The 14,939-nt window shown below is 42.4% G+C and carries 11 protein-coding genes and 2 pseudogenes; 5 read left to right on the top strand and 8 right to left on the bottom strand.

Translation table 11 applies throughout. From position 1 onward, the window contains the following. Positions 1-7 precede the first annotated feature (7 nt). The 3 genes from AB5062_RS20045 to AB5062_RS20035 are packed head-to-tail and all read left to right on the top strand — an operon-like array spanning position 8 to position 2,394. The gene (locus AB5062_RS20045; RefSeq protein WP_005843936.1) at positions 8-919 is read left to right on the top strand and encodes a ketopantoate reductase family protein; all 912 of its coding nucleotides are present in this window, start codon (positions 8-10) and stop codon (positions 917-919) included. Further along, positions 916-1,737 (top strand): prolipoprotein diacylglyceryl transferase, encoded by an 822-nt coding sequence (lgt, locus tag AB5062_RS20040; protein WP_368326945.1) that lies wholly within the window; start codon positions 916-918, stop codon positions 1,735-1,737. Before AB5062_RS20045 ends, lgt begins: the two co-directional genes overlap by 4 nt. Then, on the top strand, positions 1,738-2,394 hold the full coding sequence (locus tag AB5062_RS20035; RefSeq protein WP_005843940.1) for a chloramphenicol acetyltransferase: 657 nt from the start codon (positions 1,738-1,740) through the stop codon (positions 2,392-2,394). A 230-nt stretch (positions 2,395-2,624) separates the two neighbouring features. On the opposite strand, the gene AB5062_RS20030 is transcribed toward AB5062_RS20035, so the two are convergent. The 3 genes from AB5062_RS20030 to AB5062_RS20020 form a co-directional block, all read right to left on the bottom strand. After that, positions 2,625-3,329: a porin family protein gene (locus tag AB5062_RS20030; protein ID WP_151851270.1), complete on the bottom strand. Its 705-nt coding sequence runs from the start codon at positions 3,327-3,329 to the stop codon at positions 2,625-2,627. A gap of 308 nt (positions 3,330-3,637) precedes the next feature. Continuing rightward, entirely contained in the window at positions 3,638-3,883 is a 246-nt protein-coding gene (locus AB5062_RS20025; RefSeq protein WP_005849888.1) for a hypothetical protein, read from the bottom strand. A gap of 116 nt (positions 3,884-3,999) precedes the next feature. Beyond that, entirely contained in the window at positions 4,000-5,658 is a 1,659-nt protein-coding gene (locus tag AB5062_RS20020) for a tetratricopeptide repeat protein (protein WP_032953297.1), read from the bottom strand. A 218-nt stretch (positions 5,659-5,876) separates the two neighbouring features. On the opposite strand from AB5062_RS20020, the pseudogene AB5062_RS20015 reads away from it, so the two are divergent. Beyond that, positions 5,877-6,037, top strand: a pseudogene (locus AB5062_RS20015) (AAA family ATPase); the annotation flags it as partial. A gap of 187 nt (positions 6,038-6,224) precedes the next feature. Here the strand turns inward: AB5062_RS20015 and AB5062_RS20010 are convergent. The 5 genes and pseudogenes from AB5062_RS20010 to mutS form a co-directional block, all read right to left on the bottom strand. Beyond that, positions 6,225-6,914 carry a porin family protein gene (locus AB5062_RS20010; RefSeq protein ID WP_005843954.1) on the bottom strand — a complete coding sequence of 230 codons (690 nt, stop codon included), beginning with the start codon at positions 6,912-6,914 and terminating at the stop codon, positions 6,225-6,227. A 134-nt stretch (positions 6,915-7,048) separates the two neighbouring features. After that, positions 7,049-8,716, bottom strand: a complete 1,668-nt coding sequence (locus tag AB5062_RS20005; protein ID WP_032953298.1) for a tetratricopeptide repeat protein — start codon at positions 8,714-8,716, stop codon at positions 7,049-7,051. A gap of 42 nt (positions 8,717-8,758) precedes the next feature. Further along, a pseudogene (locus tag AB5062_RS20000) lies at positions 8,759-9,350 on the bottom strand (outer membrane beta-barrel protein). A gap of 207 nt (positions 9,351-9,557) precedes the next feature. Next, on the bottom strand, positions 9,558-11,537 hold the full coding sequence (locus AB5062_RS19995) for a family 20 glycosylhydrolase (RefSeq protein WP_368326944.1): 1,980 nt from the start codon (positions 11,535-11,537) through the stop codon (positions 9,558-9,560). 49 nt (positions 11,538-11,586) lie between these two features. Next, on the bottom strand, positions 11,587-14,199 hold the full coding sequence (gene mutS / locus AB5062_RS19990) for a DNA mismatch repair protein MutS (protein WP_032938884.1): 2,613 nt from the start codon (positions 14,197-14,199) through the stop codon (positions 11,587-11,589). A 118-nt stretch (positions 14,200-14,317) separates the two neighbouring features. Between mutS and AB5062_RS19985 the strand changes: the two genes are divergently transcribed. After that, positions 14,318-14,824, top strand: coding sequence for a flavin reductase family protein (locus AB5062_RS19985; protein ID WP_005843965.1), 507 nt, complete (start codon positions 14,318-14,320; stop codon positions 14,822-14,824). Positions 14,825-14,939: the final 115 nt, after the last annotated feature.

The raw sequence follows: 14,939 nt of genomic DNA, 5'->3' as shown, positions 1-14,939 counted from the left end.
AACTAACATGGAAAAATATTTAATCGTGGGAACCGGCGGCGTTGGAGGAAGCATCGCCGGTTTCCTTGCTTTAGCAGGAAAAGACGTAACATGCATTGCCCGTGGCAAGCATCTGGAAGCCATTCGTGAAAAAGGGCTTCACCTTAGATCAGACTTAAAAGGTAATCACTTTCTACCTATACAAGCCTGCACAGCCGAGGAATACAACGAGAAGGCCAACGTAATTTTTGTATGCGTGAAGGGCTATTCCCTGGATTCCATCAAAGATCTGTTGGAAAAAGCCTCGGATAAAGATACCTTGATTATCCCCATCCTGAATGTTTACGGTACAGGTCCCCGCATCGGGCAACTCGTTCCACATGTAACAGTACTGGACGGATGCATCTACATCGTAGGTTTCGTTTCCGGACCGGGTGAAATCACACAAATGGGCAAAATATTCCGGCTGGTTTTCGGTGCACGTCCCCAACAGGGTGTGGCTCCGGAACGTCTGGAAACCATTGCCGATGTACTAAGAAAAGCAGGGATCAAAGCCGATATTTCGGATGATATCAATCGCGACACCTTCATCAAATGGTCATTCATCTCAGCTATGGCCTGCACAGGTGCCTACCATGATGTCCCGATGGGTCCTCTGCAACATCCCGGAGCAGAACGCGACACTTTCATCGGTCTGTCCAAGGAAAGTTCTGAAATAGGCCGCAAAATGGGAATTACCTATGCGGAAGACCCGATAGAATACAACTTAAAAGTGATTGACAAATTAGACCCGGACAGTACCGCATCCATGCAAAAAGATATAGCCAAAGGACATGAGTCCGAAATACAAGGACTATTGTTTGATATGATCGCACTGGGCGAAAAGATGGATGTGGATATGCCCACTTACCGCAAAGTTGCACAAAAATTCAAGATATGAATACACTGTCAGCCATTCTTTGGAATCCCGATATAGAAATCTTTTCCATTTTCGGCATTTCCATCCGTTATTACTCCGTATTGTTCGTTACAGGGCTTTCATTGGCTTACTGGGTGATATACAAACTCTACCAAGACCAAAAAATTCCTTACGAAAAATTTGATTCCCTGTTCGTTTACTGCCTGCTGGGTATTGTTATCGGTGCTCGCCTGGGACATTGTCTGTTCTATGAGCCAGGCTATTGGCTCTCCCACCCTGTAGAAATGCTGTTGCCCGTCAAGATTACCGATTCTGGGATAAAATGGACCGGTTATCAAGGTCTTGCCAGCCATGGAGGAACCATCGGACTAATGCTCGCCTTATGGATCTATTCACGCCGTGTAAAATTGAAGTTCCTGACTGTACTAGACAATATAGCCATCGCCACCCCGCTGGCAGGTTGTTTTATCCGTTTAGGTAACCTGATGAATGGTGAAATAGTAGGTACGGTAACTCATGTTCCTTGGGCGTTCATTTTTCCGCACGAAGATATGCAACCCCACCATCCGGCACAACTCTACGAAGCCATCGCCTATCTTCTGATTTTTATCATAGGCTTGCGGTTGTATAAAAAGTACAAAACCACGCTATACCCCGGTTTCTATTTCGGCTACTGCCTCACTACCATATTCACCTTCCGCTTCCTTGTGGAGTTTATAAAAGCCAGCCAGGAAGCCTTTGAAGACAGTATGATGCTGAACATGGGGCAATGGCTCAGCATTCCGTTCATACTGCTGGGAGCGCACTTCATGTACCATTCTTTTAAACCCGTAAAATAAATGAAACATATAATAGATATTGAAACCTGGGAACGCCGGGACAATTATAATTTTTTCCGCAACTTCCATAATTCATGGATATCCATTACCAGTGAAGTGGATTGCACTGAAGCATTTCCAGCTGCAAAAGCCGCCAAGCGCTCTTTTTTCCTGTATTACCTGTATGCTGTGCTACGTGCTGCCAATGAAGTGAAAGAATTCCGTTTCCGTACAGATAAAAACGGACAGGTGGTCTATCACGATCAGGTGGACATCATATCACCTATCGCTGTACCCGGCAAGACTTTCTACACAGTCCGCATCCCTTACCATGCAGATTTTGAACGGTTTTATGCCGAAGCATATCACATCGTCCATAACATCCCCGAAGAGGGTGACCCGTATGGAGCCGAAAAAGTCATTACAGAACAGGGAGATTTTGATATTATCCAACTGAGTGCCACGCCTCAGCTTTATTTCACTTCACTCACCTATACACAAATGGCTCCCGACCATCCATTAGACTATCCGCTGATGAATGCCGGCAAAGTAGTGCCACGCGAAGGAAGACTGGTAATGCCCATCGCTTTCACTGTAAACCATGCTTTTGTGGACGGAGCGCACATAGGACAACTCTTTCAGAAAATAGAGGAGATATTGAAAGAGCTGGCTCAATAAATAGAGGGGTCTCAAAAGGCATAAAGATCCCTGTCGGACACGTATGTATGCATTTCCCTACATATACGTTCACATATATCCATAAAAGAATAAATAACCAGAAAAAGAAGACAATCTGTCAAAATGCCGATGCACGAGAATACGATGAAAATACACAAACTGTATCCTTTAAAACAGGACACCCTCATACACCGGCATTATCATTTTGACAGATTGCCAGTTTAATTAAATCAGTTTAGAAACGATAAGCCTACGGAGAACTGGAAAGTTGAATTCCGCAAACCATTTTGTGCCTGTATCTTTTTTATTCCGACCCTATAATCAAAACTTATCGTATAATGATCGGCAATAACAGCCTTCATTCCAACAATGCCCCCATAATCCCAACGGCGGAAAGCCTGAAGATTACCACTATTATTGGGCTCCCCGGCTTTATAGGAAAAACCATCCAAGGGCTTCCATTTTGCAGGCTCGGTAGTTATATTATCCCCCTCTTGGTGAATAACATCCAAAGAACAGTTTCCAGCACCAAATCCGTAAGAAGCATAAACTCCAACCGACGGAATGAGGCTGAGTTTATCCGAAACCCGAATATTATATCCCATTTTTAACGGCAAAATCAGATTATTCATCTTTATCTCTGTCTTAGGAAAATAAGTAACCATGTGATCCATCATTTTCATGGTACTTCTATTCTGCAACCAAGACAAACCGGACATTAACATCCAATGCTTTCCTATCTCGTAGTCCACAGTCACCCCCAATTGAAAGCCGGGCTTCATTCCACCTACCTGTTCGGCTTTATATCCGTCAGAACCGGAAACCAGATAATGAGACAGGTTCATTCCACCTTCCACACCAACTTTTACCTGTGCAGACAAAGGCAATACACACATGGCAGCCAACACCACCACTACAATCATTTTAGTCTTCATACTTATTTTTTTATTTGATGTTGCAAAATTAGAAAGAAGATATAAGCATAAAGCTCTATCCATATAACATCCACTCACCTATACAACACTAAAAATCAACCATATAACATATTTTATCATAACATGAGCAATAAAATAAGATTCAGATATGAACTTCACATTATCAATAACCTTAGATTATCAACTAAAATATTATCATACAGCCTTAATTGGAATTACTTAAAAACTTAAATTTATCTGAGTCGAGTAAGCACTTCCTTTATCACACTTAGGAAGTACAGCTGTTTTTTCAAATGCGTTATTCATAACTACACCTTTTCATTACCATCCTTATCTAGCATAGTAATGTCAGCATCATCTAATGAAAATTGAAATGTGAGATACAAGCAGTCATTTATATCTTCGGCTTGTACTGAAAAAATAAAAGGAATTCTAGTAGCCACCTTTTCATAAACTTTGCAAACTGCATGAGGCTTCTTTTGGTGATGCTCCGAAGCAAAAACTCCCAAACTCAAGGAAACTAAAAATAACATCAATAATAACTTTGCTTTCATACTTCTTTTTGTTTAAAAATGATGCCGCAAAGTTAGAGGGAAAGGAAAGAACGTACAACTATTTGCTGTGACATAATATTTCTATAAAACACTGATAAACAATATATTTCAGTTTATCACTCTGACATTTTCTTTTTTAGACGCGATTTCCTTTGATTGAGGGCTACCGTATCCGTATGTCCGAAACATAAAGAAATGGCCAACGGAGAAATACCCGCTTCTTGCAGGCAAAGGACCAACAAGTCATCCTCCGTCAGTTGGGAGTATTGTGCTTGCAAAGGAGAAATATAATCAGCATAGATTTCAAAGGTCGTTTTCTTCAGTTTGTCCAATTCAGCAGCTGCCATCACCTTACGGATTTTCTTATTCACCTGCTGCTGGTCAGACAATGACATCACCTTTTTGTATATAGAAGTCTGCTGAAATAACCATGTACGAAGTGCCAACTTTTCTTTCTTCAATTGAGTTATCAATTGCTCTTTTTGGGCAATTTCATCAAGATTTTGGTTTTCCCTATCCTGTAACAGTGCAAGAGCGGATTCATTTTCTTCTATGCGCTGCTGCATCACATTCTGTTTCTCATCAGCATATTGTAATGCTTGCCGATAGAGTGCCTGCTGGTTATTTTTCTTATTTATCCAACGTTGGTAAATCAAAGCAACGACAAAGCAAATAATAATGGCTGAAAAAACAATACGCCCTATAACCTTTCTAGATTTTATTTGCTCATCCTTTACTTCCAATGCTGTCTGATTTTTATAGACTATATGCTGCACTTCAGACAATCGCTCACTAGCATCCAATGAATCCTGAACCATGACAAAAGTATCTAGATAGTGATAGGCAGACTTGAAATTTCCTAGCTTAGCTTCCATTACGGCAAGTGACCAGTAAGACATAGAAAGGGATGGAGAAAAGAGCAGGCTTTTCTCTAAATAATGCCTAGCAGAATCATATTGTCCTAAACCAATGTACAAATCACCTATATTATAGAAATAACCGCTAAATATTTTATTTTCATCAGATATATTTTGCAAAACTTTATAGGCATAAACCACGGCAGAATCGATGTTTTCAAATCGTCCATAATACAGACTTAAATTGTGCCAAGAAGTGAGTATCATGCTTGTATCTTTAGAACGCATAGCATATTCCACAGACTTTCTCTGATAAGTTATAGCAGAATCCTGCATATCCCTCATACCATAAATATATCCAATGTTATGATAGGCAATAGCAGTATCTTTAGCACTAAAAGAATAAAGAAGAGCTTGATTTTGTATTTCCAACGCCTTGTCGTACAATTCACAATCACCATACCATACCCCTAACATACTATAAATCAATCTTCTACATTTTAAATCTTGCGGATAATTCTGCAACACTTCCAACGCTTTCAAATTATGCTCTATCGCCGACATTTCATCATTCATCTGCGCCAGCAGCCTTCCCTTATACATCAATGCCACAGCTTTCTCCCTATCATCATCTCCATAATAATCCAAGGCGAAATTCAATAAGGAATCGCAAGGCAATAAGGGTAGTTTGTTCTTGTCCGTAGCCTCAGCCAGCAACAAAGCATAGTATGCCTTGTCTACTTCCGGCAAATCCTCTAAAACAGATATATTTTTTAAAATAGTCAATGCACTGTCCGGCTTCATTTCCAACAATGAATCTACCTGCTGTAACATCGGATTGGAAGAATGGTGGTTACAGGCAAACAAACAGACAGCCAGCAAACTGACGAAATTTAAATATATAATAAATGAACGCATAGTGATTTTATCTTTTAGCTTTCTATGCACAAAGATAGAAAAACGCTTTCATAACCCGGTACACGGACATCGATTAATAAGCAACACAGTACAAATATCCTTGTTGCTTGTTGGCCGTCTGCCCCAAAAGACTATTTTTGTAGAAAACAAAAAGGAGGAATCATACCCAATGTATTTGATGTACTTAACATGCCTTACCGTAGCGTATCCCTTAAGGAATGATGAATTTTGTGGCTGTCCGCGAAGACAATTGTTATTATGTGAACAAGACGCATTACATCTCTTTGATTGAAAGGGCCAACAAGTTCTTTTTCCTCATCCGTTTCCGTCGCTTTGGCAAGAGCCTAACACTCTCTTCATGTTACGGCACTATTATGACTGAACGAGGCAGACAAGTTTGAATTATGAGAAAGACAAACTGGCTTCCCGCCTGGTTTACCAGGGGATGGAGATGGTGGTTTGCGAAGAAAAATGTCAAGAGAAATGCCCCTACACTCTCGTGCAAGAGCATCTCTCTTCTTAAAAAATAAAGTCTAGTATTCGGTTTTCTCTAAAGTGATGAAAATTTAAAAACGGTAACCAACTGAAAGTTGGAATGTAGAGTTTCGTAATCCGTATGTACTTTGTGCTTTGTTCAGACCGATATTATAATCAAATGAAATCGTGTAATGCTTACCTATCACTGCCTTGATACCAGCTGTCGCTCCGACATCCCAATGGTTGAACCCCCGAATAGCCTGATCGGAAGTATTCCCATAGCCATCCAGCGGCTTCCAGCCGGCATGAATCAATTTACCGTCACCCACCATCTGCAAATCGCTTTCACCGGCATTGAAACCATACGCCGCATAGAGTCCGACATTGGGAATAAGACTTAGTTTATCATTTATATGAAAGTTATAGCCCAGTTTCACAGGTATTTGCAGATAGTTCATCTTTACTTCCACATCGGGATAACGGTAATAAGCATTTATACCATCCTTTCCGTAGTAATTCTCACCCAGTTTCAAATTTCCACCCTTTCGGACAAAAAAAAGTCCAGACATCAGCATCAGGTGATTCTGAAACTCATAGTCGACTGTCAGGCCTGCTTGAAAACCTACTTTCATGTTTTTGCTGTCCGAAGGGTTTGAATGACTGTCGGTGATATAGTTGGAAAGATTGGCACCAGCCTCAATTCCCAGTTTTACTTGTGCGGCGACGGGTAATGAACATAGAGTAATCAGGCACGCCAGAATTAGTTTGTTAGTTTCCATATCGTTTCTATTTTTATGGTTTTATTCCGCAAAGATAGAGAGTACAGACATTCGAAACGATTAAACCCAATAACAGTTACTAAACATAAATTACTGACAATCAACAATGTAACACTATTAAAGATAACATAGGATTATTCCATCTTACTTTTCATACGATATTTGCGTTGCGCTACAATCTGTGCATCATTATTACCAAAGCATAAAGCGATGGCAAAAGGAGATAAATCTGCCAATTGCAGACATAGCAAAAGGACATCATCTTCGTTCAACTTGGGATACCGGGTATGCAGTTGCTCTATGTAATCAGCATAAATCTGTCCTATAATCACTCTGAGTTGGCGTTGCTCAGCATTGGTGAGCACTGCAATACGCTCTTTGTGATGCTTTTGCTGGTTGGCCAGTTTGTCTATTTTCGTATAGAGGGCACTTTGCCGGAACAACCAGTTGCGCAATTTCTCCTTCTCCATCTTCATGGCCTCTATAGCCCGTTCCTTCTCTTCTATTTCCTCGACACGGCTTTCTTGTTTCTGTTTCAATTCGGCTATCACCTCTTCATGTTGAGCAATATTCTGCTGCATATCCATCAGGTTCTGTTTCAGCTTCTGCAACAGATATTTATAGTTGGATTGCTGTATCTTCTTGTTCTTCAGTATCTGTTGATAAATAATCACAATGACCAGCAGCAACACCACAGCTATCATCGCAATGGTGTATATCCTCCGTTTAGCCTTGAACTGTTCTTTCCTTACTTGCGCATCGGCATTCCAACGATAGGTCTTCTTCTCCAGTTCCGTAGCCACATTGGTGGAATAGATAGAATCTTCCAACTGGGTGCTGATTTCCAGATATTCCAAAGCTTTCTCCACATTTCCCTGCTGCTTGGCTATGGCATACAAGTCAAAGAAAGAGAGATACCGGATATGAATATCGACAGCTTCCTTGCTTCGGTTCAAATAATAAAGAGCCGAATCAAGCTGCCCGTTATTATAATAAAATTCCCCTAGATTCCAAAGACACTGCAAGCTGTCTTCTCTAAGACGACAGGCATCGTATGCCCTTTTCAGACAAATAATAGCTATACTGTTCCGTCCTGTACGTCCGCATAAATCCCCTATATTTCCATAAAGAGAATGCAAAAGGAAACTATCAGTAGAAAGAGAAAGCTGCAAAGCGCGTTGCTGGCAGATAAAAGCGGAGTCTATATTTCCATACCCAATGTAAGCTACCCCCAGATTGCTGAGTGAACTGATGAAATGACGGTTATGCCGTGCCAGCGAATCATTATAACAAGCCTTGACATACATATCTTTGGCCTGTGCGTACAAGTTCTGTTTGCCATACAGCCCACCCAACATATTATATACAAACCCTTTCCAATAGAATTCGCATGGATAGGCGGAAAGAATTTCAAGCGCCATACGGTAACTCTTCAGGGCATCGGCATAGTTTTCCATTTCCTGTTGCACTTTACCCTTATACAGAAGAGCTATGGCATGTTCTTTGGCTTCTTCATGATATACATGGAGAGCAAAATTCAATAATGAGTCACAAGGAAGCAGTGAATAACCATTTTTATCCGCAGCCTCAGCCAGCAGCAAAGCGTAACCGGCCTTGTCTTCCGGGCTCATACCGGTTAGGGAAGAGATGGATTTCAATAATGAAAACGCACTGTCGGCATGTTCTTCCATCAAGTATCCTGCTTGCCGCAAAGCAGGATGTTCCGTGCGCTGCAAAGTACAGGAAAGACAAAGCCAACATAGAAGGCAAACAATACCCGGCTGTTTTATATAAACATACATGCAACTCTATTTTTATTCTCCGGCGACAAAGATACAGAAAACTCAGAACTTATATCCTACACCGGCCGATAAACTGACACTCTGCCCGAAAGGTCTCTTACGAAGAGAACACTTACCATCGATAGTGTAAATGAAATGCTCGGATTCCAATGAAACCCCGGCCCTTCCGCCGTAAGTAAAATGATCTGGAAAATCCTGATGCCACCAGCCCAAACTAGAATGCATTCCGTTGCCATAGGCGTAATCAATGGATTTATCCCTGCCAAACATAGCATAGGACAGATACGGTCCCGCATTGATGCGCAAATTCCATTTGTTATTCAAAGCAACATTATAAGAAGCAAGGATAGGAAGCTCCAAATTGAATTTACTAAAAAAAGAATCGGTACCAAGTCTTGTCTTGGATCTGAATTCTTCATAAGTAAATAATAATTGTGGTTGTACATACCATGAGTTTTTAACATGAACGTCATACATTCCTCCGGCATAACCGCCCAGGCTGAAGCGTGCATCCCTGGACAGAGATTTAGAAAAAAGTCCGCCTCCTACATACAATACCCCAGCTATTCTGTGCGGAAGCGGGAAGAATAAAGCAGGCTAAAAGCATGCAAAGTAGAATTTGTTTTATTTTCATCGGGTTTGTTGCTTAAGTTTAATAATGCAAAGTAAGGTATAAAGCCCTTTTCATGAAAATAAAACAGATAACATTTACCGCATATAAAACTTTGATAATAAACAATATAACACTATTAAAGATAACATTCGGAGAAATTTCACTCCTATTGGGCATAGGGACAGGTCTAAAACCTGCCCCTACACAGCAAGAGAAAAGAAATATCTTTTATTGCGTGCAATTTATATTCCGCAACTTCCCTCTGAACCCATTCTGCACATCCCCAATCTGCCGCATGGGAAACACCAAAGTTTCCTGCATATACATCTTGTCCTTGCGTTTATGAGTATAGTTGTAAAACTGCTTGATACGTCCTTCCAAACGTTCCGCTTTCTCACCGTTTATGTAAAGAGTAGTACCTTTGTGGTCTCCCTCTATGCGTACCTTCGTCCATGCTCCGGCAGGCAGTGTGGCAGCGTGGAATACAAACGTATAGCCGTCACGGCTGAAAGCCAATTTTCCCTTATTTTCCCAATTGGCATATACGGTGGAATGAGGACCTTTAAACAAAATACCGTTGATATTTTGGTCTTTGTCCGGATTTATTTCAAATTCTACCACGTATGGATAGCCTACCTCCGGCAACATAGTGGCAATGCTGTCCGTACCGTTCAAAGACAGTTCTTCATTCTGCCCCGGAAGGACTACCTCACCCTGCACACGCCCCAGCAGGTTGACACCGGGAGCTTCAGGCATCTGTTTGCACAATTCCTCAAATTCCTCGTAAGAAACCATTTCATTCTTCCCTCTCCACATCTTCTCGGCCAGTATCTGAGCGGCCGGGAATGTACGGAAATGCACATCCTGTTGTGACACACCGTTACCACAATGGTCATTCCATACGGCAAACATACCTCCCAACAGTCCCGGAGTTCCTTCAGGCAACTCTTCCTTAGGATTCACTTTACCCACACGCCATTGCTCATACAGCCATTTCGTGTCCAGGAAATCACGATAATATCCGGCAGCCGGAACAATATAAAGATAAGCATCACACGTATTGATAATCTTATATCCGTCTTTCAAAGAAGCATTAGGATCAATCCAATCGTATGACCAGGCATTAATAGTTACATTATCCGCTTTCACCGGAGTGTTTCCTTTCAACCAGCGCAGTGCTCCCCACATACGGACATTCTTCCCGTATTTCTCTACATACTTCAGATACCGATCTGTAAAATAGCGGAATTTCTCAGCTTCCTTGGCATTGTACTCGTCTGTACCGATATGTACGTCGGGACCTATGAAAACCGGTTTCTCACCAGAAAGATACTCATCCAGCAAAGAATCTACAAAACGATAGGTTTCCTCCTTGTACAAATCCAAATGATCCATTCCATATTTATCACTGCCTATCTCGGGTTTATAATGTGTAAAGGCCAATGAATGAGCCGGAATATCAATCTCCGGAATCACATTCACACCATATTCCATGCCCAGACGTTGCAGGTCGGTGAATTCTTTCTTGGTATAAGAACCATCCTTGGCGGTCAGCCCCGGAAAACGCTCACTTTCCAGGCGGAAAGCAGCATAGGTCTTGTTCCAGTCGTTATCAAAGAACTGTACAAAACCATTGTCATTGAGATGAATCTGGAATTCATTCAGTTTATAGAACGATAGTATTTTGACATATTGCCGCAGGAAATCCATTGTGAAGAACTTACGGCCCACATCCAGCATGAAGCCACGACTGGGATATTGCGGCCAGTCACGGGCAACTCCTTTGGGCAACTCTCCTTTTTCATTATAAAGAATCTGCAACAAACTCCGGGTTCCCCAAAAGACTCCCTGACGAGCCGGTGCTTCAATACCGGCATAGCGTCCGGCAGTCAGCACATACCCTTCCTTTCCCAATTGTTTGTCGGGTTTCATCAATGAAAGATAAATATCATTCTTTCCCGGTTTCCCGGTCCTAATGGTGTAGTTCCAATCCAACAGATCTTTCAAGTCCTGTGCCAGCACAGTCGCCACACTTTTCAGTGCCGCCTCATCGGCAGGAGCTACAACAATACTGCCTTCAGCAGGCAATACGAGTTTTCCACTTCCCCCCTTCCACTCTTGCAGGGCGGGAATTACTTTCGGACATGTTTCCTTGGCCGAAACACACAGACACAAGGCCAACATCCATAAGGTTAGTAAGTGTTTCATGATAATGATTAATGGTTAGTAATTAACGGTTAATGAAAAATGAAGGCATTTATTTGCCTTTTACTATCTTCTTGATATCATTCAGTTTATTCAATGCTTCAAGAGGGGTCAGATTATTGACATCCAAATTCAGAATCTCATCCCGTATCTGACTCAATACCGGATCATCCAACTGGAAGAAGCTGAGCTGCATTCCGCTCCGGCCGGACGCTATCTCAGCCGTAGGCTTGGCAATGCCCTGCTGGCGGTTGTCCGTTTCCAGTTGATGCAGAATATCATTGGCACGCTTCACGATGCTTTTCGGCATACCTGCCATCTTTGCCACATGAATACCGAAAGAATGTTCGCTGCCGCCACGTTCCAGTTTGCGCAGAAAAATCACTTTATTATCTATCTCCTTCACAGATACATTGTAATTCTTGATGCGCTTGAAAGATTTCTCCATCTCGTTCAACTCATGATAATGAGTGGCAAACAGCGTACGTGCCTTGGCTTTAGGATGCTCGTGAATATGCTCCACAATAGCCCAAGCAATGGAAATACCATCATAAGTGGAGGTTCCCCGTCCCAACTCATCAAACAGCACCAAACTACGGCTAGAGAGGTTGTTCAAAATATTTGCCGCCTCATTCATTTCAACCATAAAGGTAGATTCGCCCACAGAAATGTTATCGCTGGCTCCCACACGGGTGAATATTTTATCCACCATACCGATCCGCGCACTTTCGGCAGGAACAAAACTACCCATCTGCGCCAACAAGGTAATCAGCGCAGTCTGGCGTAGCAAAGCCGACTTACCCGCCATATTGGGACCGGTAATGATAATGATTTGCTGGGTTTCCGAGTCCAGAAAGACATCATTGGCAATATACTTCTCCCCTACCGGAAGCTGCTTCTCGATGACAGGATGACGGCCTTGCCTGATGTCAATCACCTCACTGTCCTCCACAACAGGACGGATATAATTGTTCTCTTTCGCCACATTGGCAAAAGCCAGCAGACAATCCAATCGGGCAATCTGACTGGCATTAATCTGAATGGCTGGAATAAACTCTGCCAAAGCGATCACCAATTCATTATAGAGCTTTGTTTCAAGCACTAAAATCTTATCTTCGGCCCCCAAGATCTTTTCTTCGTATTCTTTCAGTTCCTGAGTAATATAGCGTTCCGCATTCACCAGCGTCTGTTTACGGATCCAGTCGGCAGGTACCTTGTCCTTATGCGTGTTACGCACCTCAATATAGTAACCGAACACATTGTTATAAGCAATTTTCAAGCTGGGAATGCCGGTCAGCTCACTTTCACGTTGCTGTACTTTGAGCAGATAATCCTTGCCGGAAAAAGCTATCTGCCGCAGTTCGTCCAGTTCCGCATTCACCCCGTCTGCTATCACACCGCCTTTATTCACCAGCAAAGGAGGATCATTCTTAACCTCTTTCGCTATCTTTTCACGGATAGACAGACATATATTCAGTTGTTCCCCAATACGGCGGAGACTCCCGTTATCCGCATTCAAACAGGCATTCTTAATCGGCTCGATGGCTTGCAAAGCTACTTTAAGTTGCACCACCTCGCGTGGAGAGATTCGTCCTACGGCAGCTTTCGAAACAATACGTTCCAAATCTCCTATCAGATGTAGTTTCTCTTCTATGAACTCTTTGAAATCCGGCTTGCGGAAGAAGTATTCCACTACATCCAGACGCTCATTGACAGGCTTCTCATCTTTCAACGGAAAGACTACCCAGCGTTTTAGCAGACGGGCTCCCATAGGGCTGATAGTGCGGTCGATCACATCCAGCAGACTGGTTCCGCCCTCATTCATGCTACCTATGAGTTCCAAGCTCCGTACCGTGAATTTATCCAGCCGCACATAACGGTCTTCCTCTATACGGGAAAGAGAAGTTATATGGCCGATCTGATAATGCTGCGTCATATTGAGGTATTGCAAAATAGCGCCCGAAGCTACAATACCATTCTTAAGGTGCTCCACCCCGAAACCTTTTAAGTTCTTGGTCTCAAAGTGCTTCAACAGCTTCTCGCGTGAGGAACTTTCATTAAACACCCAGTCATCCAACTCAAAAGTAAAGAACTTGCTTCCAAAATTTCCTTCAAACATTCCCCGTTTACCACGTTCGAAAAGCACCTCTTTGGGGGCGAAATTATTTAATAACTTGTCTATATAGTCAAAAGGCCCCTCTGCGGTAAGGAACTCACCGGTAGAGATATCAAGGAAGGCCACACCACAACTGGCTTTCCCAAAATGAACGGCAGCCAGAAAATTATTTTCTTTGTAAGAAAGAACATTGTCATTGATGGCTACACCCGGAGTCACCAATTCGGTGATACCGCGCTTTACCAGTTTCTTGGTCATCTTGGGATCTTCCAATTGGTCACAAATGGCCACCCGCTTGCCGGCACGTACCAGCTTGGGCAAATACGTGTCCAATGCATGGAAAGGAAAGCCGGCCATTTCTACGCTCTTTGCCTGTCCATTGGCCCGCTTGGTCAGCGTAATACCCAAAATCTCTGAGGCAACAATAGCGTCTTCTGAATAAGTTTCATAAAAATCCCCGCACCTGAATAGCATAATCGCATCGGGATGCTTTGCCTTCAACTCAAAAAACTGCTTCATCATCGGGGTTAAAACTACATCATTTGCCACTGTATCGTCCTTTCTTTTTTTAATTAATATTTCTCGCAAAGATACTAATTAGCAAATTTAATCTGAAACAGTAAAAGAAAAAAATTATATCTTTGTACTAGCTAAAAATACGGAAACAATGAAAGAAATAAAAGTAAACGAACTGACTGACAATCTGTTTGAGACAATCAGCAAGGAATGGATGTTGGTAACCGCCGGTACCAAAGACAAATTCAACACCATGACGGCAAACTGGGGAGGTGCAGGATTTCTATGGAACCGTCCGGTAGCCTTTATCTTTATCCGCCCCGAGCGTTATACATTCGACTTTATAGAGCAGAATGACTATCTCACTCTCTCTTTTCTAGGTGAAGAGCATAAAGAAGTACATAAGATATGCGGTTCCAAATCGGGACGTGACATGGATAAAGTAAAAGCGACAGGACTATCGCCCTTGTTCACCGAGAACGGAAGCATCACTTTTGAGCAGGCGCGGTTGACTTTTGAATGCAAGAAACTGTATGCCGATCTGATCAAGCCCGGAAACTTTATCGACAAGAGCATTACGGACCGATGGTATGGGGAATCACACGGTGGTTTTCACAAGATGTATGTGGTGGAAATTGTAAATGTGCTAAGCCGCTAATTAACGGCATCGATTGTTTTTTTACTGCTGCTTCTTGTGGGTCAGCGGATTTTCCTGGTTGGTAAGCTTTCTTTTAAGCGTATAGCCTAGCCAGTCTGAACATGAAGAATTTCAG

This window comes from Phocaeicola sp. RTP21359st1_B8_RTP21360_211022 (genome assembly GCF_040911965.1).
GTDB lineage: Bacteria > Bacteroidota > Bacteroidia > Bacteroidales > Bacteroidaceae > Phocaeicola > Phocaeicola vulgatus.
This window is presented reverse-complemented; position numbering and strand designations above follow the sequence as displayed.

Coding starts and splice junctions, on each gene's coding strand:
- AB5062_RS20025 (WP_005849888.1), bottom strand. CDS start 3,883: ATGAAAGCAAAGTTATTATTGATGTTATTTTTAGTTTCCTTGAGTTTG.
- AB5062_RS20010 (WP_005843954.1), bottom strand. CDS start 6,914: ATGGAAACTAACAAACTAATTCTGGCGTGCCTGATTACTCTATGTTCA.
- AB5062_RS20030 (WP_151851270.1), bottom strand. CDS start 3,329: ATGAAGACTAAAATGATTGTAGTGGTGGTGTTGGCTGCCATGTGTGTA.
- AB5062_RS20035 (WP_005843940.1), top strand. CDS start 1,738: ATGAAACATATAATAGATATTGAAACCTGGGAACGCCGGGACAATTAT.
- AB5062_RS20045 (WP_005843936.1), top strand. CDS start 8: ATGGAAAAATATTTAATCGTGGGAACCGGCGGCGTTGGAGGAAGCATC.
- lgt (WP_368326945.1), top strand. CDS start 916: ATGAATACACTGTCAGCCATTCTTTGGAATCCCGATATAGAAATCTTT.
- AB5062_RS20020 (WP_032953297.1), bottom strand. CDS start 5,658: ATGCGTTCATTTATTATATATTTAAATTTCGTCAGTTTGCTGGCTGTC.
- AB5062_RS19995 (WP_368326944.1), bottom strand. CDS start 11,537: ATGAAACACTTACTAACCTTATGGATGTTGGCCTTGTGTCTGTGTGTT.
- AB5062_RS20005 (WP_032953298.1), bottom strand. CDS start 8,716: ATGTATGTTTATATAAAACAGCCGGGTATTGTTTGCCTTCTATGTTGG.
- AB5062_RS19985 (WP_005843965.1), top strand. CDS start 14,318: ATGAAAGAAATAAAAGTAAACGAACTGACTGACAATCTGTTTGAGACA.